Origin of the sequence: Idiomarina abyssalis (genome assembly GCF_900116625.1) — a bacterium.
GTDB classification, from domain to species: Bacteria; Pseudomonadota; Gammaproteobacteria; order Enterobacterales; family Alteromonadaceae; genus Idiomarina; species Idiomarina abyssalis.
This window is the reverse complement of the sequence record NZ_FPBE01000003.1, coordinates 1-20,637: the sequence shown is the minus strand read 5'-3', so window position 1 is coordinate 20,637 and position 20,637 is coordinate 1. Positions and strand designations below refer to the sequence as shown.

At 48.0% G+C, this 20,637-nt stretch carries 17 protein-coding genes; 11 read left to right on the top strand and 6 right to left on the bottom strand.

The window, feature by feature from the left end; genetic code table 11:
* The first annotated feature begins 35 nt into the window (after positions 1-35).
* A complete protein-coding gene (locus BM359_RS07185) occupies positions 36-722 on the top strand; it encodes a type 1 glutamine amidotransferase domain-containing protein (protein ID WP_054489027.1) in 687 nt (228 codons plus the stop codon).
* A gap of 6 nt (positions 723-728) precedes the next feature.
* On the opposite strand, the gene BM359_RS07180 is transcribed toward BM359_RS07185, so the two are convergent.
* Together BM359_RS07180 and BM359_RS07175 are read right to left on the bottom strand one after the other, a co-directional pair.
* The gene (locus BM359_RS07180) at positions 729-2,762 is read right to left on the bottom strand and encodes a TonB-dependent receptor family protein (protein WP_054489030.1); all 2,034 of its coding nucleotides are present in this window, start codon (positions 2,760-2,762) and stop codon (positions 729-731) included.
* A 2-nt stretch (positions 2,763-2,764) separates the two neighbouring features.
* Positions 2,765-3,898 carry a PQQ-dependent sugar dehydrogenase gene (locus BM359_RS07175; protein WP_054489032.1) on the bottom strand — a complete coding sequence of 378 codons (1,134 nt, stop codon included), beginning with the start codon at positions 3,896-3,898 and terminating at the stop codon, positions 2,765-2,767.
* Positions 3,899-4,028: 130 nt separating this feature from the next.
* Here BM359_RS07175 and BM359_RS07170 point away from each other — a divergent pair, with 130 nt between their 5' ends.
* Complete coding sequence (locus BM359_RS07170) at positions 4,029-5,540, top strand: FMN-binding glutamate synthase family protein (protein WP_054489034.1); 1,512 nt, start codon at positions 4,029-4,031, stop codon at positions 5,538-5,540.
* On the opposite strand, the gene BM359_RS07165 is transcribed toward BM359_RS07170, so the two are convergent.
* Positions 5,537-6,451 carry a hydrogen peroxide-inducible genes activator gene (locus tag BM359_RS07165; RefSeq protein WP_054489036.1) on the bottom strand — a complete coding sequence of 305 codons (915 nt, stop codon included), beginning with the start codon at positions 6,449-6,451 and terminating at the stop codon, positions 5,537-5,539. The two genes, BM359_RS07170 and BM359_RS07165, sit on opposite strands and share 4 nt — an antisense overlap.
* Before the next feature lie 144 nt (positions 6,452-6,595).
* Between BM359_RS07165 and BM359_RS07160 the strand changes: the two genes are divergently transcribed.
* From BM359_RS07160 to BM359_RS07135, 6 genes are all read left to right on the top strand, one after another.
* Entirely contained in the window at positions 6,596-7,141 is a 546-nt protein-coding gene (locus BM359_RS07160) for a peroxiredoxin (RefSeq protein WP_011235799.1), read from the top strand.
* 85 nt (positions 7,142-7,226) lie between these two features.
* A complete protein-coding gene (locus BM359_RS07155; RefSeq protein WP_054489039.1) occupies positions 7,227-7,754 on the top strand; it encodes a carboxymuconolactone decarboxylase family protein in 528 nt (175 codons plus the stop codon).
* A gap of 130 nt (positions 7,755-7,884) precedes the next feature.
* Complete coding sequence (locus tag BM359_RS07150; protein WP_054489041.1) at positions 7,885-9,117, top strand: Zn-dependent hydrolase; 1,233 nt, start codon at positions 7,885-7,887, stop codon at positions 9,115-9,117.
* A gap of 66 nt (positions 9,118-9,183) precedes the next feature.
* Positions 9,184-10,614, top strand: coding sequence for a cytochrome c oxidase accessory protein CcoG (gene ccoG / locus BM359_RS07145; RefSeq protein WP_054489043.1), 1,431 nt, complete (start codon positions 9,184-9,186; stop codon positions 10,612-10,614).
* Positions 10,607-11,611, top strand: a complete 1,005-nt coding sequence (locus BM359_RS07140) for a serine/threonine protein kinase (RefSeq protein ID WP_054489045.1) — start codon at positions 10,607-10,609, stop codon at positions 11,609-11,611. The genes ccoG and BM359_RS07140 overlap by 8 nt, the downstream gene beginning before the upstream one ends.
* A 12-nt stretch (positions 11,612-11,623) precedes the next feature.
* A complete protein-coding gene (locus BM359_RS07135; RefSeq protein ID WP_054489047.1) occupies positions 11,624-12,241 on the top strand; it encodes a thiol:disulfide interchange protein DsbA/DsbL in 618 nt (205 codons plus the stop codon).
* 1 nt (position 12,242) lies between these two features.
* Here BM359_RS07135 and BM359_RS07130 read toward each other — a convergent pair whose 3' ends face one another.
* Complete coding sequence (locus BM359_RS07130; RefSeq protein ID WP_054489049.1) at positions 12,243-13,478, bottom strand: mechanosensitive ion channel family protein; 1,236 nt, start codon at positions 13,476-13,478, stop codon at positions 12,243-12,245.
* A gap of 12 nt (positions 13,479-13,490) precedes the next feature.
* Positions 13,491-14,402, bottom strand: a complete 912-nt coding sequence (locus BM359_RS07125) for an acyltransferase (protein WP_054489051.1) — start codon at positions 14,400-14,402, stop codon at positions 13,491-13,493.
* 116 nt (positions 14,403-14,518) lie between these two features.
* Here BM359_RS07125 and BM359_RS07120 point away from each other — a divergent pair, with 116 nt between their 5' ends.
* The 3 genes from BM359_RS07120 to BM359_RS07110 are packed head-to-tail and all read left to right on the top strand — an operon-like array spanning position 14,519 to position 19,624.
* On the top strand, positions 14,519-15,118 hold the full coding sequence (locus BM359_RS07120) for an ImuA family protein (protein ID WP_054489053.1): 600 nt from the start codon (positions 14,519-14,521) through the stop codon (positions 15,116-15,118).
* The gene (locus tag BM359_RS07115; RefSeq protein ID WP_054489055.1) at positions 15,118-16,521 is read left to right on the top strand and encodes a Y-family DNA polymerase; all 1,404 of its coding nucleotides are present in this window, start codon (positions 15,118-15,120) and stop codon (positions 16,519-16,521) included. The genes BM359_RS07120 and BM359_RS07115 overlap by 1 nt, the downstream gene beginning before the upstream one ends.
* Before the next feature lies 1 nt (position 16,522).
* Positions 16,523-19,624: an error-prone DNA polymerase gene (locus tag BM359_RS07110; protein ID WP_054489057.1), complete on the top strand. Its 3,102-nt coding sequence runs from the start codon at positions 16,523-16,525 to the stop codon at positions 19,622-19,624.
* Position 19,625: 1 nt separating this feature from the next.
* Here the strand turns inward: BM359_RS07110 and BM359_RS07105 are convergent, their stop codons facing one another.
* Entirely contained in the window at positions 19,626-20,174 is a 549-nt protein-coding gene (locus BM359_RS07105; protein WP_054489059.1) for a gamma carbonic anhydrase family protein, read from the bottom strand.
* Between the last annotated feature and the right edge of the window lie 463 nt (positions 20,175-20,637).

Genomic DNA, 20,637 nt, shown 5'->3' with positions numbered 1-20,637 from the left:
TAATAAGTTTTTGACTCATTTAACGGGAGTGCTAAGTGAAAGTATTAATGGTATTAACCTCACACGATAAGCTCGGTGACACAGACCATAAGACAGGTTTCTGGGTAGAAGAATTTGCGGCTCCGTACTACGTTTTTGCAGACGCGGGCGTGGATGTTACTTTGGCATCGCCAAAAGGTGGTAAGCCACCCATCGATCCAAACAGCACTTCCCCTGACGCTCAAACGGAAGCGACGAAGCGCTTTGATAACGACACAACAGCACAGCAGAAATTAGAGACAACCTGCAAGCTGGATGAAGTTGATCCGGAAAGTTTTGATGCGATTTTCTATCCTGGTGGTCATGGACCTTTATGGGATTTAACGAACGACGAGCATTCAATTAAGCTCATTGAGCACTTCTGGAGTAAAGGTAAGCCGGTTTCCGCTGTTTGCCATGCTCCTGCGGTATTACTGAATGCTAAAACGCCGTGTGGCGACCCAATTGTTCAGGGCCGCACAGTAACGGGCTTTAGTAACAGCGAAGAGGCTGCGGTAGAGCTTACCGATGTGGTCCCTTTCTTACTTGAGGACGAACTGACAGCTAAAGGCGGTCATTACCGCAAAGTTGATGACTGGCAGGCCTATGCCGTTCAGGACGGCATGTTAATTACAGGTCAGAACCCTGCGTCATCGGAGCAGACGGCGCAGCGCCTGCTCGATGTACTCAGAGCCAGCCTGTAATTTGCCTTAAAAGCGTCGGCGCCAACTGATGCCGACGCTAGCCTGCCTGCCAACAGCAGGTTCGAATGAGCGTCCGCTTCCCTGGTTAACAACAACAGCACCAACGTAATCCTTGTCCGTAATATTGTCGACCCGGGCCCATAGGTCCAGCTCGCTTTTTGCCCACTGCCAGTCGCGGCTTACTGCAATATCCCAAGTCGTATAAGACGGTGCAAAGGTATCGTTTTGATCATTAACCGGCGTTTCATTTCTATACTGCCCCGCTAACTGAACCAGCCATTGCTCTGCGGGCTGCCAGTTCAGGCGCAAGTACCCCTGGCTCTTTGCTACGCCGGGTAATTGATTACCCTGTAACGGGCCATCATCAAAGCTAGCGTCTATATAACTGTATGACAGCAGCACATTTAGCGCTTGTGTCAGCGCCCCGTTAACGCTCAGCTCAGCCCCTTCGCGCGTTGTTTCTGAGGCATTACGGTAGGTTGTACGCCCATCGTTTGACTGGTCTACGAGAATTTCGTCTTCGCTTTCAATACCAAAGAAAGCGAAATGCAGACGCCAGTTGTTATCGAGTTGATGCTTAATACCCCATTCCCACTGATCATTGGTGGATGGACCCAACTCGCGGTTCAGGCCCGAGCCTTCATTTCGGTAGGCAAGTTCTGTCAGCGTCGGGGTTTCAAAACCTTGTCCTAAACTCAGATAAGTTGCTGAGGTTGGCAGAAACTGCCAGGTAAGCGAAATAGCGGCTGTGGTTTCACTAAAGTCACTGCTACCACTGTCATCGGAGTTATCCAGCTCAGTAAAGTAGTCTTTTACTTCATAATTAATGTCACTGTAACGAACCCCACCAGTTGCAGACCAGTCTTCAGACAGCTGCCACTGAAAACGCAAATAAGCTGAAGCATTTTCAATCCAGTTGAATTCGTCGCGACGCAGCTCGCCCTTTTCACCGCTGTTATTCACAAAACCAAAGCGGTGATCCTGCTGGCGTTCTATTTGCGCGCCGAGGGTTGCCGACCAGTTGACTCCGCGCTGGCGCCAACGTGCATGTGCTCCCTCAAACTGGCGGGAAACATCGATAACCGCACCCGAGCTTGTGTCACCATCACCGGCAAACGGCAGGAACTGCTCAATATCGCGGTCGCCCTGCCACAGTGAGAGTAAGCCCTCGCCATTGTCGCGTTCATGAAACCAGCTAAATGAACCCTGACGATGATGAATGTCCTTGCGGGTATTGAAGTCAACTGCCCGTTGTACTGTCTGGGTGGGGTCATAACGCCAGTCTTGTGGGGTTAATGCGCTGGGGTCCTGCAATAGTGGCGCATCGTTATTATCATAGCGGATAATAAAGCGATTCTGATCATCCCATTGATGGTACCAGCGCACAGCCTGTTGCTGGCGCTCGGCGGAGTTATGTCGGCGCGGGCCGTCAGTCTGAAAATCTGACGCCAGAACTTGCAGTTGTTTGTTGTCGGTTGCCCATTGGGCATTGACGTTATACCGCTGTGTGTTGTTCTCGCTGAACTGGCCACCCCATTCCAGTGCAGTTTCAGTCGGCTTGCGGCTGAACCATTCAACCACACCGCCACCGGAGTTACCGTACAAGGTAGCTAACGGACCGCGCAAAACTTCCAGCGAATCAATGCTGTCGAGAAAAATACTCGAGGTTTGAGCCTGGCCATCGGGCATAGACAAAGGAATACCGTCGACATTAAGTTGCAAACCTCTTACTCCAAACGCGGCTCGTGAACCGAAACCGCGAACCACCAGGCGTGTATCCTGCGCGTAGTTATAACGGCTGTCGGCCTGAATCCCTGCAACGCCGGCTAAAGCATCACCGGCATCAATTTTCATGGAGGGTAAGGTGTTTTCGACGTTAACGCGGTCAATGCTGGCCGCAGTGGTTAGCCAGGGTGTTTCGCTCTGAGTGGCTGTCACCACGACGGTTTCGTCGACTTCTGTCGAATGAACAACGAAAGAGGCCGCCAATAAAGGCAGCCCCGTGTAAGTGAGTTTTTTTAAAACTGCTGAATATGACATGGTTAATCCGCTGGTTTTATCTGAATAATGGCACCGTCAGACTCATCGGTCAGTAAATATAAGTAACCGTCGGGTCCTTGTTTAATGTCACGAATACGTGCATCAACGGCGTCTTCAAATAAGCGCTCTTCATGCATCATGCGGCCTTCATATAAGTCCAGGCGGGCTACCAGGGAGCTTTTCAGGGCAGCAACAAAGAAGTCGCCTTTCCATTCAGGGAAAGCATCTCCCGTGTAAAAGGTGGCGCCAGCTGTTGCAATAGACGGAACCCAATAATAAAACGGCTGCTCAGTGCCTTCTTTTACGGCGTCCTCGCTGATGGTTCCGCCGCCGTAGTCAACACCGTAAGTCACTTCCGGCCAGCCATAGTTTTTACCGGCTTCAGGAATATTTACTTCGTCGCCGCCTTGTGGGCCGTGTTCAACCGACCATAACTTTCCGGTTTCAGGATGAATATCAGCGCCCTGAACGTTGCGGTGACCATAGGACCAAATTTCGTCAAGTGCGTTGTCATCGCCAACAAAGGGGTTGTCTTCCGGTATGCTGCCATCCGGCCAAATACGTACGATTTTACCGTGATGGTTATCCAGCGTTTGTGCATCATCCATACGTGAGTAACGGTCACCTAAGGTAATGTACAAGTGTCCCTCAGGAGAAAAGACTAACCGTGAACCAAAGTGAGCATTGCTCTCATATTTTGGTGCCTGGCGAAAGATAACTTCTTTATCCGTAAATTCTTTGTCATTAAGTTTGGCACGCATAACGGCCGTACTGTTGCCTTTACCGTCGTCCTGGGCTGCTTCGGAGTAGCTAATGTAAACCCAATTGTTTTCTTCAAAGTCTGGGTCAACGGTTATATCCAGCATACCACCCTGACTTTTAGCAACGACTTCCGGGGTGCCGCTGATTTTTTCGCGGTAGTTACCATTAGCTGATACCCAGTAGATATCTCCGGTTCGTTCTGTCACTAAAATGCTTTTATCCGGAAGAAATGTCATACCCCAAGGGTTAGTGAAGCCGTCAGCAAGTGTGCTGACACTGACTTTATGACGTTCCGTTTCGACATCTTCAGCGGTTGCAGCAGTACTGAAAGAAGCCGCTAGTATTGCGGTTAAAACAACTTTTGGATTGAACATCGGTCTCTCCTTCTTATTGAATTATCTTCAGTATACGTCATTCATCGGAATTTTGATGACACTGTGCTTGATCTGTTCGTCGCTTTGGCCGTTAATACTGTTATCAATTGTAAAAAGGTATTGGAACTTCATGAGCAGCAAGGTGTTTAGTACCGACTCGTTACTGATTTTAGCGCAGTGGTTAGCCGCTGCTTTTGTTCTGGTTATTATTGGGTTAGTCGTTTCTGTTGGCATCATGTACGTTGTTGACAGGACGCAGAACCGACACACCATAAGACATAACTACCCTGTTATTGGCCGCTTTCGCTACATGTTTGAGCGTATGGGTGAGTTTATGCGTCAGTATTTCTTTGCGATGGATCGCGAAGAAATGCCATTTAACCGGGCGCAGCGTAGCTGGGTGTACCGGGCTGCCAAGAACGCTGATCGTAACGTTGCCTTTGGTTCAACACGTGACTTAAGTCGTACCGGAACTATTATTTTCAGCAACGCTCCTTACCCGCCTATGGCTGAGCAGGCAACATCGCCAGAGCCGATTACTATTGGTCCTTACTGCGAGACTCCTTATTCTCCGGTGTCGTACTTTCATATTTCAGGAATGAGTTACGGTGCGTTGTCGCCGGTGGCGGTTAAGTCACTGTCGCAGGGGGCTGCAAAAGCCGGCTGTTGGTTGAACACGGGTGAAGGTGGCTTGTCGCCTTATCATTTAATGGGGCATTGCGACATTGTGTTTCAAATGGGGACTGCGAAGTTTGGTGTTCGCGATAAAGAAGGTCGACTCGACGAGGACCGTCTGGCAGAACTTGGTCGCCACGACAATGTGAAAATGTTTGAAATTAAACTGAGTCAGGGTGCTAAACCGGGCAAAGGCGGTATCCTCCCGGGTGTTAAAGTTAACAGTGAAATAGCCAGAATTCGGGGAATTGTTGAAGGCGAAGACGCAATTAGCCCCAACCGGCATCCGGAGATAGGCAATAACGAAGAGTTACTCGATTTTATCGAAAAGGTTCGTACTATTACCGGCAAGCCAACGGGGTTCAAATTTGTGATGGGCGATCCTTCATGGATCGACGAACTGATAGATTGCATTTTAACTCGCGGCGAAGAGTCAGCTCCTGATTTTATTACGCTGGATAGTGCCGATGGCGGAACCGGAGCGGCACCCCAGCCGCTAATGGACTACGTGGGTTTAAGAGTGACGGAAAGCTTGCCGATACTCATCGATAAACTGACCGAAGCGGGCTTGCATGGAAGAGTCAGGGTTGTGGTTTCCGGCAAAATGATTACACCGGCTGATGTGGCCTGGGCTATTGCTATGGGTGCCGATTTCGTGACTTCGGCACGAGGTTTTATGTTTTCACTAGGCTGTATCCAGGCTATGCAGTGCAACAAAAACACCTGTCCAACTGGTGTAACAACGGATGATCCTAAGCTGATGAGGGGACTGGATCCTGAGAATAAGTCGGTACGTGCGGCTAACTATCACAAATATATGGAGTATGGCGTCAATATCATTGCGCACTCCTGCGGTGTAACCGATCCGCGCCGGTTAAACCGCCGCCATGCGCGGGTAATTAAACCCGATGGCGAGAGCATCAGCCTGGCGGAACGTTATCCGTTACCACCGGCCAGACGTCGTTAGTTGAGTGTATTGACCGGCAACAGGCGCGCAATTTCTTCGGCGATTTTTCGGAAGGTTTGCCGACGACTGGTGGTCGGACGGTATACCAGACCGATATCACGAGAAGCTTCCTGACCAGTTGGCTTTAATGAAACCAAATCGGTGTTTTCTAAAATTCCCCGGTCAATGGCCATTTGCGGAACAAAGGTAGCGCCTAATCGGGCGTCTGCCATTTGCACCAGGCTGTGTAGGCTAGTCGCCGTAAAAGGATTCATTTTAATGGAATCGGTAAGCTGACAGGCCGCAACGGCGTGACCGGTCATGCAGTGCTCTTTTTCCAGCAGGAAAATACTGCGATCAGGCAGTTTGTCGTAGTCAACGGGCTCTCCTACTGTTTCCGCCAGTTCCTTATGCACCACCAGTTTGAAAGGGTCACGACCCAGTATCCATTTTTGGTTGCCCTGAATGTCCATAGGCAGCGCCAGTAACAGAATATCCAGCTCGCCGTTACGCAGGCGGTGCAGTAAGTTTTGTGTGGTATCTTCAGAAAGTTGCAGCAGTAGCTTAGGGAACTTGTTTTGTAAGTTTTTACTGAGTTCACCAATGACAAAGGGGGCTATGGTGGGAATAATGCCGAGCCTTAACGGCCCTTCCATAATATTGCCCTGCCCCTGAGCATAATGCAGTAACTCTTCCGACGCGCTAATGATGTCCCGTGCTTTTTCCACAATTTCTTCACCTAAGGCGGTAAAGAGAAAGGATTTATGGTCACGCTCAATAAGCTGGCAATCCAGTTGCTCTTCCAGATTTTGAATGCCACTGCTTAACGTCGACTGGCTAACATTGCACTCGGCCGCCGCGCGGTTAAAGTTTTGTTCCTGGTGCAGCGCCAGCAGGTAACTTAGGTTTTTCAAACTTGGTAATTTACTCATGAGATACCCGTCGCGTTTTTAATTGGTATTTCCGATTATCATAATTCGTTTTATTCGTTTTATCCAATCTGTCTCCGTCCGTACACTAGCCCTCGACTCGTTAAGGAACGAATACACTTTAAATCCCAATCACGGAGACAATTTATGTTAACAGTAGGCGATAAACTACCAGAATTCAGCGTCATTGCGGCAAAACCTAAGTTCAACATGCCGGAAGAGAATGGCGAAAGCGCTTTTGAAACTATCGACAACAACAGCTTTGAAGGTAAGTGGAAAATCATTTTCTTCTACCCAAAAGACTTCACTTTTGTTTGCCCAACTGAAATTGTTGAGTTCGCAAAACTGAATGAAGACTTCGCTGACCGCGACGCCGTTGTTATGGGCGGCAGCACTGATAATGAATTTGTAAAACTGGCATGGCGCCGTGAGCACCCTGACCTTGACCGCCTGAACCAATACTCTTTTGCTGACGACGGTTCTTTGGTCGACGGATTAGGTGTTCGTGACAAAGCTGAGAATGTTGCTTTACGTGCGACCTTCATCGTTGACCCGCACAACGTTATCCAGCACGTATCGGTAAACAACCTGAACGTGGGTCGTAATCCGGCAGAAATCGTGCGTATTTTAGACGGTTTACAGACCGATGAGCTGTGTCCTTGTAACCGTGCACTGGGCGGCGACACCCTTTAATCGGTGTTTACTTCCTAGAACTAAGCGCTGATGGCATTGCCATCGGCGTTCGCTAGGCGCTTTTACAGTATTTCAGGAGTTAAGCATGGCAATTGCAGACTACAAACAATTACTGGGTGATCACAGTAAAGACACCAAACTTAACCTGTCGAGCTTGTTCTCAAACGTTGAGCAGTCAGGTTTAACAAATGACCAGTTCTACGGCACAGCACTTTCGCTGGTTTACACTTTGTCGGACAACGAGCTGACTCAGGCCGTGGAAGAAGAAGCCGAAGGCAAAATTGAAGAAAACGTTAAGACGGCGGCAAAAACAGCAGCGTCATTAATGGCAATGAATAACGTCTATTATCGCTTCCTGCATTTATCGAGCGATAAACAGTTTTCTAAGCTTCCTGCGGGGCTCCGCATGAACGCAATGGCGAACCCGGGTGTGGATAAAGCCGACTTTGAGTTGTTCTCACTGGCGGTATCGGCACTGAATGGTTGTGGTATGTGTATTGATTCGCACGTACAAACCTTGCTGAAGCACGACGTTTCAGCACAAGCAATTCAATCGTCAATTAAGTTGGCGGCGGTACTTAATGCAGCCTTAACTGCACGCAAACTGTCGTAAACCCTCTAGGGGCTCCCCTTTGCCCCGTGCAACCTTTGCCCGTACCTTTTGGTGCGGGCTTTTTTATGGGTGCCTTTTTGTTGCTCCGTAGTTTATGTCCTACGCTTAAAACAGAAGCTAAGGAGGTACTATGCTGAGTATTAATTCAGACCGCTTAAAAAAATCCGTGCTTGAACTGTCCAATATTGGTTACAACGAAACTGACCACGGCGTCTACCGTTGGGGTTTTACTGATGCCGATATGGAGGCGCGCCAATGGATGATGAACCAGGCAAAAGCCGAAGGTTTTGAAACCTTTATGGATGGTGCCGGTAATGTGTTCTTCGGTATTGGTGACTATCTTAAAAAACCTGCCGTTCTTACCGGTTCGCATTTAGATACGGTTCCGGCTGGCGGTATTTTTGACGGCGCACTGGGCGTGTTGGCCGGATTCGAAGTTTTGCGCTCGATCAAAGAAAATGACATTAAATTGAAGCATCCTGTATGGGTGGTCGGCACTGCTGAAGAAGAAGGACGCTTTGGCGGTATGATGGGGTCACAGGCTATTGCAGGTGTACTAAACCCTGACTGGCTTATGTCGGCTCATGACGCTGATAATGTGTACCTAAAAGACGCCATGGCCGCTCATGGCATGAATGTGATGGATGCTCTGGACGCAGCCTGGCCACCTGAGCGACTGAAAGCCTTTTACGAGTTACACATTGAGCAAGGGCCGGTACTTTTTCAAAAAGAAATTACCATTGGTGCCGTGGAGGGCATATCCGGTGTTTTCAAATGGATAGTGCACTTAAAAGGTAAAGCTGACCACGCTGGTACAGCACCAATGAACATGCGCAGCGACGCCTTCATGGGGTTGGCTGACTTTGCTCATGAAATTGAGCGCATTATTGCAGAAGACGGTACGGACAAGACGCGTATTACTGTGGGTAAAGTGGATTTAAAGCCGGGCAGCCCGCATACCGTACCCGGAGAAGCCGTATTTACTATTGTCGGTCGTGATATGAGCCAGGATGTGATGAAAGAGCTCGCAGATTCTTGTAATAAGGCGTTGTCAGCCATTGCCCGTAAACACCGCTTAAAATTTGAGTATGAACAGGTAAGCTGGCTGAATCCTCAGGCATGTTCAGAAAAATTGACAAAGCAGATAGAAGAGAAGGCAAAAGCAAGAAAGTATTCGTGTCTGAAAATGCCCAGTGGGGCTGGACACGATGCACAGTTTTTTACTGAAATTACAGAGTCAGGGCTTATTTTCATTCCGTCTGTAAACGGTGTCAGTCACGCGCCCGATGAGTGGTCGCACTGGCATGATGTGGAAGCTGGTTGTAACATACTTTTTGATTGTATTATTGATTCAGCTCAGTGAGCTGCGCAAACAGTTAGGATCCGTTATACTGTGCGCACCTCGCCGTGATACTAAGTGGTATTGTTCATGGAACAAAAGATAACGGTTCAGTCCGCCGATAAAGTTAAAATTCAACGTCCGGACGGGCAAAAGCACAACAATAACTATTCCCCTCGTAGCCGCATTTATGTGCGCGACATTAAAGGTGCGATGGAGTACTTCCGCCGTGGCTTTGGCTTCCTGCTACTGGCCGTTTTTGCCATTATTCCCTGGCTCACTTACCAGGGCGAACAGGCGGTCCTGCTCGACATTATGGAGCAGCGTTTTCGTATTTATGGTTTAACGCTTTGGCCACAGGACTTTACCGTTGTCGCCTGGTTTGCCATTGTGGCCGCCGTTGCGCTGTTTTTTGTCACCACTATATTTGGACGTGTCTGGTGTGGCTTTATGTGCCCTCAAACAACCTGGACCTTCATATTTATGTGGTTCGAGAAAAAGTTTGAAGGGCCGCGCAATAAGCGTATTAAGCTGGATGAGCGCAAAATGGACTTTGATAAGTTCTGGCGTAAAGCCGGTAAACAAACCGGCTGGATTCTGGTGGCTCTATTAACATCCATGACCTTTGTCGGTTACTTTACCGATATACGCGAACTCTTCCTGAATTTCTTTACTCTGGATGCTGGCTTCTGGGCAACATTCAGTGTTCTTTTCTTTACTTTCTGCACTTATGGCAACGCCGGGTACATGCGCGAGATTATGTGCACGCACATGTGTCCTTACGCGCGTTTCCAGTCAGCTATGTTCGATAAAGACACCTACACCGTGTCGTATGATGCAGAACGCGGAGAGCCGCGTGGTCCGCGGTCACGTAAAGCCGATCCGGCGGAGAAAGGCTTAGGGCACTGCATCGATTGCTATATGTGCGTTCAGGTTTGCCCGACAGGTATTGATATTCGAAATGGGCTGCAATACGAGTGCATTGACTGCGGTGCCTGTATTGATGCCTGTAATGACGTTATGGATAAAATGAACTATCCGAAAGGGCTTATCCGCTTTACCACAGAGCGTAACCTGGCGGCCAAAGACAAAAAGCAGAAGACCAATCCGTGGCGAATGAAAAGTATTGGTTACTTTATTATGGTTCTGGCGGTCAGTGCGGTATTGGTCTGGGATATTGCCAGCCGAGTCCCACTGGAAGTTGATGTATTGCGAGACAGGAACCAGCTTTTCAGAGAAAATATTGAAGGCCAGATTGAAAACGTCTTCACCTTAAAGCTGGTTAATAAGTCGCAGCAGGACATGACTTACCGCATAGAGGTCAAAGGGTTTGAACAGTTTGAACTGATTGGTGACTCCACTAAACAGGTTTCGGCCGGTGAAGTTGGTACATTGCCGATAACGGTAGCGGTTCCACCCTCTTTATTGAAAGAACAGGTCACAGAGTTTTACTTCGTGGTAACAGCGGTTGATAATGCGGATATAACTAATACGCATCAGAGCCGCTTTTTATATGAGTAACCTTACAGAGAACGCGTCTGACTTTGCTTTTCAGGGGCTGACGCCGGATCTTGTTGTTAATGCGTTAGAGAGTGTTGGCTTGTATCCCGCTTCGGGCTTACTGGCACTAAATAGCTATGAAAACCGGGTCTATCAGTTTGCTGACGATGATCGCAAACGCTACGTGGCAAAGTTCTACAGACCTCAGCGCTGGCGCACTGAGCAAATAGAAGAAGAGCTGGCATTTGTCGAGGAGCTGGCGCAAGCAGAGGTTCCGGCCGTATCCGCTTTACTACTGCAGAATAAACGCCTGCATGAGTTCGAAGGCTATCGTTTTTGTGTTTACTCAAGCATTGGTGGGCGGGCATTTGAGCCTAATGACCTGGATGAGCTTGAGCGCCTGGGACGTCAAATTGGACGCATGCATGCAGTGGCTCAGGCGGGCAAGTTTAAAGTGCGGGAAACTATCGACTATGAAGGTTTTGTGGAGCAGTCCGTGGCGGAGTTACGGCAATCCGCTTTATTACCCGCAGAGCTAAAAGACGCCTTTTTTGCCATTCTTGATCCCTTAAGTGAGCGCTTACGTTCTACACCTCTGCAAGACTTTGATTATCAGCGTCTGCATGGCGACTGCCACATCGGTAATATTTTACAGTATGAGGAAAAGCTGACCTTTGTCGATTTTGACGATTGTCGCTCAGGACCTGCGGTCCAGGACTTATGGATGATGCTGAATGGCCCGCATCAGGAGCAGACTCTGCAGATGGATGCACTGCTGACTGGCTACGAAGATTTTTGCGAATTTGATACCGCGCAGTTGATATTAATTGAACCTTTGCGCAGTTTCAGAATCATTCAATATATGGCATGGTTATCACGCAGGTGGCAAGATAGTGCTTTTCAGAGAGCGTTCCCCTGGTTTGCAGAAAGCCGTTATTGGGAACAGCAGATTCTGGCATTGAAAGAACAATTAGCGGGGCTGGATGAAGCGCCGCTGAACCTTGGTTTTAACGGATAACAGGAAATGACAATGAAAAAGTGGTTAATGGGTTTTGCCGGAGCATTAATGGTAGCAGCAGGTTTTGCTCAGGCTCAGGATTTTGAGGAAGGTGTTCACTATGAGGTGATAGCCGATGAAGCGACCAGTAAACCGGAAATTACCGAGTTCTTTTCTTTTTACTGTGTTCATTGCTACCGGTTTGAACCCATAGCAAAAGAAATGAAGTCTGAATATCCGGAAGCTTTTAAAAAGGCGCATGTGTCGTTCATCAGCCCACGGGGCAATGTGGGTGAAACCATGACTCAGGCTTTTGTGGTTGCACAAAAGCTGGATAAAGAAGAAGAACTGTCCGCTGCTATATTTGACTATAACTTCAATAAAAACAATATGCTGACCAGTAAACAAGACATTCGTAATGTTTTTGTGGTCAATGGTGTTTCTGGTGACGAATTTGATAAAGCCATAGCGAGTTTTAGTGTTCGTGCTGCAGCCGCTAAAATGGACCGCCGCGCCAGTAACTTAGGGGTTAACGCAACACCGACCTTTATTGTCAACGGTAAGTATCAAATGCTGCCACAGGGTTTCCGTGACAGCGACAACTTCCTTGAAGACTTTTCTAATCTGGCCGGTTATCTGCTGGAAAAATAATTCAGGACTCCGGTTTGTACTGACAATAAGCGCCTTCTCCATTCTGCGAGAAGGCCTGATTATTGTTTAAAAACTGATAGTTCTTCAGTCCAAAGTCCGGCATAACACTGTACAAGTATTCCACAATAGAACTTTGTACTGCCTCGTATTTCATCCAGTCGATTTGCTTACAAAAAGCATAAATTTCTAGAGGGATACCGGCAGCTGTCGGCTGCATTAATCGAGCCATGAGTGTGAGGTCTTCTCGGACTTGCTTATGGTTTCTAAGGTAATTATCAGTAAACACTCTAAAGACGGTTAAATTACTGACCGGCTTTTCCAGTTCATTAGCCTCTAACCAGTCTTCTGCGGACTGTTTGAAGTGCTTTTTAGCCAATTCATCCAGTTGCTCGTCGGAAAGAATTTTGGAACTGTCGAGGTCAATCATCAGTGATCGGCGCATGCGACGACCTCCGGTATTAACCATTCCCTGCCAGTTTTTAAAGGATTCGTGAATCAAAACATAAGTCGGTAAATAAACAATGGTTTTATCCCAGTTTTCGACTTTTACTGAAATAAGCCCAACTTCTTGCACTGTGCCATCAACACCGTGGTCAGTCAGCTCTATCCAATCTCCTATGGCAACCATGCGGTTAGTCGCCAATTGTACTCCGGCAACAAAGCCCATTAAGGTATCTCTGAAAACCACCATCAAAATAGCGGTCATTGCACCGAAGCCACTTAGTAAGTACATGGGCGACTTGTTCATAATAATGGCAATGGTAATAATGATAGCCATCAGCACCAAAACGAGCTTGGCCACCTGTATAACCCCCGTAATTGGGACTTCTCTTGCTTTATAGGTGTAGTCATAGGCAATTGAAATAACGTTAGCTAAGGCGGTAAGAATACTGGTGATAACCCAGGTTAGGTAAACCCCTACAACGGTACGTAGCGGCGACTGCCAGCTTTCGAAGTCATCAATAAACAGAATAGGTATAAAGCTGTGTATTACGACAATAGGAGCCAGGTTTGCACAGCGCTTGAAAAAGCCACTGTTAACTAAAGCTTTATACCAACGCTCTGGTGCTTTGCTGAGTAACCGATCAATGGCGTGATCAATAATCCAACGGGCTAAGGCATAAGCAATGTAACAACCTATTAAAACGAGTAATGAGCTGATAACAAGGCTCAGTTCTTGTAGGTTACTGTCAATTCCGAATTTTTGAAGCCACTCTTTTATAAACTCAAAGTCCATTATAAAACTCCCTTAGCGGGTGCTGTGAATTTCCTTACGCATTTCGTCAATGGTTTGGTCTTTTTGCTGCCAACGTTTATTCAGCCACTGTTGAAAGTGAGCCCTAAAAGCTTCGTCACTGGCGTAATCACCAATTAAGTCTTTAGTAATAGGCAATGTCTGTATATCAACATAGACGTTTTTCAGCTGTCCGCTTAATAGATGCCAGACTACCGGGCGCTTATCATTCCCCGGATAAACAATGGTAATGTCCAGAATGGCTTCAAACTGACCGCCCATAATTTGCAGTGAGAAGGCGGTACCACCTGCTTTGGGAGGGAGCAAATTACGAAAAGGGCTTTGTTTTTTCTTGTGCTTTTGCGGAGTAAACCGTGTGCCTTCGCAGAAATTCACCACTGTTGTGGGAATGTGACGGAATTTAGCGCAAGAACGCGTTGTTGTTGCGATGTCTTTGCCTTTTAAGTGGGGCTTTTTCTTTAGCAACTCTTTTGAATAGCGCTTCATAAAGGGCATATCGAGTACCCAGCAGCCCCAGCCAATAATAGGTACCCACATAAGCTGTGACTTTAGGAAAAAGCGTGGCATTGGCATATGGCGGCGGGTCAGGTGCATTAATACCAGTACATCGACCCAGCTACGGTGGTTTGCCATAACCATATACCAACCCTTTTCATGGAGTTCCAGGTCACCTTTAATGTGCCAGTCCATGCGTTGGGTCAGCTGAAACATCATCGACATACAGTATGCCCAGACTCTGAATAAGCCGTTTCCTAGCTGCGAACAAATGCGTTGAGGGGTTTTAAATGGCAGTAACACTTTAAAAACACCAATACCAATAATTGAAACACCAATAATAGCGGTGGTGATTAATCCCCATAAAAAGTTAATAACCACTCTGAAGGGAATAAGTATTGATGTCAGCATATCGCCCAGCCCTAACCATAAACAATGAGCAAATGATAACTGAAGCCAGGAATGATGTCTGTTGCTAACCAGTAAAAATTAATGATACTGTATATATGTACAGTATTGGAGGCGTTATGCAGACAAAGATTCAGACCCTTATCCAACAGGGGCTTATCTGGCATGGCCAGACGACAGACACTCAGGCAGCAACGCTAAGCACGGGGTTTAAGCAGCTGGACAAAGTGCTTGGTGGCGGGTGGCAATACCCGGGTTTGCATGAGTGGCAGCTACAAGTGCCCTTCTCTGAGCAGGCTTTGCTATTGCCGCTGGTAAAGCAGGCCGTGCAGCAGCATCAGCCCGTTTTCTGGATAAACCCTCCAGCCTGGCTGTCGGCGGCGGGGTTACATTATTATGGCTTAAGCAAGTCGATGCAGATAGTCATTCAAACGAATGCAGAAAAAGCAGCCTGGGCTTTTGAACAGGTATTGCAAACAAAAAATGCCTTGGCACTAGGCTGGTTTGAGCAAAAAACAACGACAGCTCAGTGTGTCCGACGTTGGTATAAAGCGTCGCAAACAGGACAAATGGGTGTGGTCCTGAGTGAGCCAACGGTTAATGAAGAAGCCCGGGCGTACTCTAATCGGTTACGTTTAAAGATGACCACAACAGGCGTCACGCTGGACTTGTTAAAGCGTAAAGCTGGCTGGCCATTGGAAAACGTAGCGCTTCAGTAATGTGGCTGTATTGTCATTTCCCTCAGTTGTTGCTGGATAACAGGGTTCGGTTACAGCCTGAGAGCAACACATTGCCCCTGGCGTTTTACCAGTTACAGAGCAGTCAGTCTGTTATTGTGCAGTGCAATGCACTGGCATTGGAGTGTGGCGTAAGACCACAACTTCAGACCGTTATGGCAATATCGCTTTGTGAGCAGCTGCAGCTCATGGAGTATTCATCAGAGCGTGAAGAGCAAGCCCTGCAGCAGTTGGCCTCCTACTTGTATCAGTGGGCAGCCAAGCTGGTGTTGTACCCACCGCAAGGGCTGGCAATTGAGTTGAACAGCCTGGAACAATTGTATGGTGGGCGTAATGGCGCATTTAATGTCTTGTCGCAAAAAGTTCAGGAATTACCGGTTACTTCGCAGTTGGCTGTTGCGGATAACTCATTAGCTGCGCAATTGTTAGCCGAATTTGGTTCTCCTGTTTCTCTTTTGGCTGAAAAACAAGCTAATCTGCTGGCAGAGTTACCCATTCAGAATGCCGGTTTAAGCCTGAAAGCGCAGAAGCACAGCAAAGCTGCGGGGTTTCGTTTGCTGGGGGAGCTTATGCAACTGCCCGGAGGGGAAGTTGGCCGCCAATTAGGGTTGGAAACGTTATTGCATCTGGAGCAGCTGCAAGGGCTGAAGCAACAAAGTCATCACTTTTTTATGCCCCCGGAAAGTTTTCAGCAAAGCTTAGACCTGGTGACTGAGATCCCTCATTGGCAAGGGTTACTGTTCCCGCTAAAAAGGCTATTTGGGGAGCTGGAGAACTTTCTTTATCAACGGCAGAAAGTGGTACAGCAGGTAAAAGTTGAACTGCAGCATCGCAATGAGCCTCCTTCAGTTGTTCCGGTCGCTTTAGCTGAGCCGGGTTGGCGAGGGTCTAATTTCTTGTCTTTGCTGCAGTTGAAAATGGAGTCCATCCCTTTGCCGGAGCCGGTTATAGAAATTAGGCTGGTGGCGAATGAATTATTGCGTGCTGAGCAACACAATGAGCAATTTTTCGGAGCGCAACAGCATCGGCATGAAACTCTGCAGCTCATTAGCCGGCTACAGGCAAAGTTAGGCAAAAATGCCGTATTTTCTCCGGCAGTGAATGATGATCCTCGTCCTGGCTACAGTGAGGTTGCTCGTCCGCCCGGGGAAAAACCGCACGCTGTATTGAATGCACCGAAACGCCCTCTTTGGATGTTGCGACCAGCACAAGTAACCTCGATAGATTTGTGGCAATTACAGCATGGGCCTGAACGGAAACATTGCGGCTGGTGGGACGCAGGTGAAGTTGCACGGGACTACTGGATCGCGAAAGACAAATTCGGGCGTTTGGGTTGGATCTATTTTGAGTCTGACCAGTGGTATTTACAGGGTTGGTTTAGCTGAAATGTCATCGCCTTCTGTGCTTAATAAATTTGCGGAATTACACAGCCTGAGTCACTACAGCTTTTTACAATCTGCAGCGGCTCCGGAAGATTTAGTCATTCGGGCCGATGAATTGGGTTACACCGCCATAGCAATAACCGACGAATGCTCGGTGGCAGGCATTGTTAAAGCCTATCAGGCGTCAAAGGAACGTCGCATTAAATTCATTGTTGGCAGTGAGTTCCGGCTGCCTGAGCTGGGGACCATAATATTGCTCGCCCCTACTCGCGAAGCTTATGCACAGCTTTGTAAAAAAATCACTTTGTTTCGTAGTCGCAGCGAGAAAGGTCATTACCAGGCCAGTATTGACGATTTTTTTAACGGGCTCTCTTTATGTTTTCTGCTCTGGCAACCTGACTTCAGACAGGCTCAACTAATTGCTATTGGCGAAAAGCTTAAATCGGTATGGAAGCAACGGCTTTGGTTATTGTACGAGCGTCATTATCAGGCTGACGATGAAAAGAACTTTCACGCTATGACTGAGCTGCAACGAGCACTTAAGGTGAAAGTAACCTGTGCGGGAGGCGCCCGTATGGCAACGACAGAACAGCAACCGTTATACGATATTCTGAACGCTATTGCGCAGGGAAGTTCGCTGGCAGAACAGCCGGGTTTAGCCAGCAATAACGCAGAACACCGTTTACGTAGCTTAAGTGAGCTGCAGCAATGCTACCCAGAAAAGTGGCTGGCAGAAAGCGTAGCTATTGCCGACCAGTGTCAGTTTTGTTTATCAGAGCTTCGCTACGAATACCCTGCTGAACTGGTACCTGATGGAATGAGTGCTGCAGAACACTTAAAGCAGTTAACCGAGGACGGCGCGCGTTGGCGCTACCCCGAAGGCGTGCCTCCATCAGTAAAGGCACTTTATTTGAAAGAGCTTAGTCTGATAAAAGAGCAGAGCTACGAGCCTTTCTTTTTAACCATTCACGACTTAGTTCGCTTTGCCCGTAAGCAGGGTATTCTGTTTCAGGGGCGTGGTTCGGCGGCAAACTCCGTCGTTTGTTATTGTCTGGGTATTACCGCGGTTAACCCTGCGCAAATTCAGGTATTGTTTGAACGCTTTATTTCCAAGGAGCGGAACGAGCCGCCCGACATTGATGTCGACTTTGAGCACGAGCGCCGCGAAGAGATTATTCAGTACATTTACCGAAAATACGGTCGACAGCGAGCTGCCCTTGCGGCGACCGTTATTACCTACCGCTTTAAAAGTGCTTTTCGGGATGTTGGCAAAGCGCTGGGATTTAGTGAGCAACAGCTGCAGTATTATCGAAGTCATTTGGATACGCGCGATAAAGAGCAAAGCTGGCAGCAACAGCTCGCGCAACAGCACCCTGAAGTAGCAAATTCGGTGCGGGGCCGACACCTTTTACATTTTACCGAGCAACTTATGGGCACTCCCCGACATTTGTCTCAGCATGTCGGTGGGTTTGTCATTGCTGCCGATGACTTATCACGGCTGGTTCCGGTAGAAAATGCCTCCATGACGGAGCGAACGGTTATTCAGTGGGACAAAACAGACCTTGAAAGTCTCGGGCTGTTAAAAGTGGATGTACTGGCGCTGGGCATGCTCACTGCGTTACGAAAAATGCTGGCGCTTATTAACTCACGCTATGACCAGCAACTCACCATAGCAACCATTCCGCAGGAAGACAGTCGGGTTTATCAACAGTTGCAAACCGCCGACTCTATGGGGATTTTCCAGATAGAGTCCCGTGCGCAAATGAACATGTTACCGCGACTAAAACCCCGGACTTTTTATGATCTGGTCATTCAAATTGCGATTGTCCGGCCTGGTCCTATTCAGGGTGACATGGTACACCCTTTTTTGCGACGTCGGGCCGGTCTGGAAGCCGTGGATTACCCCAGCGATGAAGTAAAGTCGGTTTTAGAAAGAACCCTCGGTGTTCCTATTTTTCAAGAGCAGGTAATTAAGTTGGCTATGGTGGCCGCTGGTTTTAGCGGTGGAGAGGCGGACCAGCTTCGGCGCGCGATGGCCTCATGGGGACAAAACGGACATTTAACCCGCTTTGAAGACAAGCTCATCAATGGCATGTTGGCGCGCGGCTATAAACAAGAGTTTGCCGAACGACTTTTCAAGCAAATTTGCGGTTTTGGACAATATGGTTTCCCTGAGTCTCACTCTGCCAGCTTTGCCAACCTGGCTTATGTGTCGTCCTGGTTTAAAACCTATCATCCGGCGGCTTTTTATGTGGGCTTGCTTAATAGTTTACCAATGGGCTTCTATTCGGCCTCGCAATTGGTACAGGACGCACAGCGCCACGGCGTTGAGTTTCTATCGGCAGATATTAATTTGAGCCACTGGGATTACCATTGGTTACCTAAAGAAGGTACGAGCTCTGTTGAAACCGTGCGTATGGGGTTAAGGCAAATTCAGGGGGTATCTGAAACAAGAATCATACAGGCACTGAATGAAAGACGGGAAAAAGGCTTTACCAGTATTCACGAGTTAAGGCAAAGTGGGCTGAGGGACTCCGATATCAGCGCCCTAGCCCGCGCCGATGCTTTGCAGAGTATCGCAGGCCATCGACATCAGGCGCACTGGCAAAGTATTTCCATAAGTGATCAGCAAATGCCGCTATTTGCGAATGTAAAAGATCAGCCCGCCCGGGAGCTGCCTGCGCCTCATGAGTCAGAGAACATAAAAGCCGATTATGAATCAACGGGTCTGACTTTAGGCCGGCATCCATTAGCTCTACTGAGAAACTCACCGGAATTAAAAAACTGTGTCATGGCCAAAGACCTGATAACTTGCCGTTCTGGCCAGGTGCTCACACTGGCTGGCTTAGTGACCTGCCGACAAAGGCCCGGAACCCGTAGCGGGGTCACCTTTTTAACGCTGGAAGATGAAAGCGGAAACAGTAATGTGGTGGTGTGGGCGCACACCGCTCGTCAATTTCGGCAGTGTTTCCTGACCAGCAACCTACTTTGGGTAAAAGGTATTGTCGAAATTCACGAAGGTGTGGTGCATGTTATTGCAGGCCGGCTAAAGGACTTATCCAGCCTGCTGAGTTTTTCCCGGCTTGAAAGCCGACGTTTCCATTAATTTAAGAAACGGGGCTCACCTGTAAAAGGTAGTCATCTTTAAGATCAACGTAATTTTGCGCCGACTGGCTTAAAAAGTTACTTTCACTACTATTTAAGCGGCGTTTCTTCTCAGCCGGACTGCCAACATATAAATAACCGCTTTCTAAGCGCTTGCCCGGAGGGACTAAGCTGCCTGCACCAATAATGACATCATCTTCTACGACAACGTCATCCATAATAACGGCCGACATACCCACCAGAATGCGATTGCCCAGGCGGCATCCGTGCAGCATACAGTGGTGGCCTACAGTGACATCGTCACCAATGACCAGAGGATGCCCTTCTGGGTTCGAGTTCGATTTACGAGTGACATGTAATACCGTGCCATCTTGAATATTTGTACGCTTACCAATGGTCATGCTGTTGACGTCACCACGCGCGGAAACCATAGGCCAGACACTACTGTCATCACCAATGGTGATATTGCCGACAATAACGGAGCTGGGATCCAAATAAACCCGCTCCCCAATAACTGGTTCATATTCATGGTAACTGCGGATATCTGCCATAAGTGTGCTCCTAAGTTAAAAAGCTATTAAGACCTTTATAGCAGATAGAGAATAATAGGTCATGTTTGGCCTTGCTTTGGTGAGAAAAGCAGCGTGTTGCCGAAACTTTACGCAGTCAGCAAAAAAACAGTTATAAAGGCATAAAAAGCGCTTGACGGGGCGAGTTAAATCTCTAAAATGCGCTCCACGTTCGAGGCAGGCAACGAAGCCGCCGAAAACCTAAGTTTTCTTAAACATCTTTTTTCAAAAAAGTATTGACGGAAAACACACGGTGTGTAGAATACGCACCTCTCGCAGCCAAGGCTGCTGAGAAACGCTCTTTAACAATTCTATCAAGCCAAGCAAACTGTGTGGGCACTTGCAGAAGTAAGCAAACAGAAATATTTGTATTGCAACTTTTGAATGAGTGTTCAGCAAGGTTTCATTAATGAAGCTAAGCAAAAACGCGTAATTCATTGAGTTG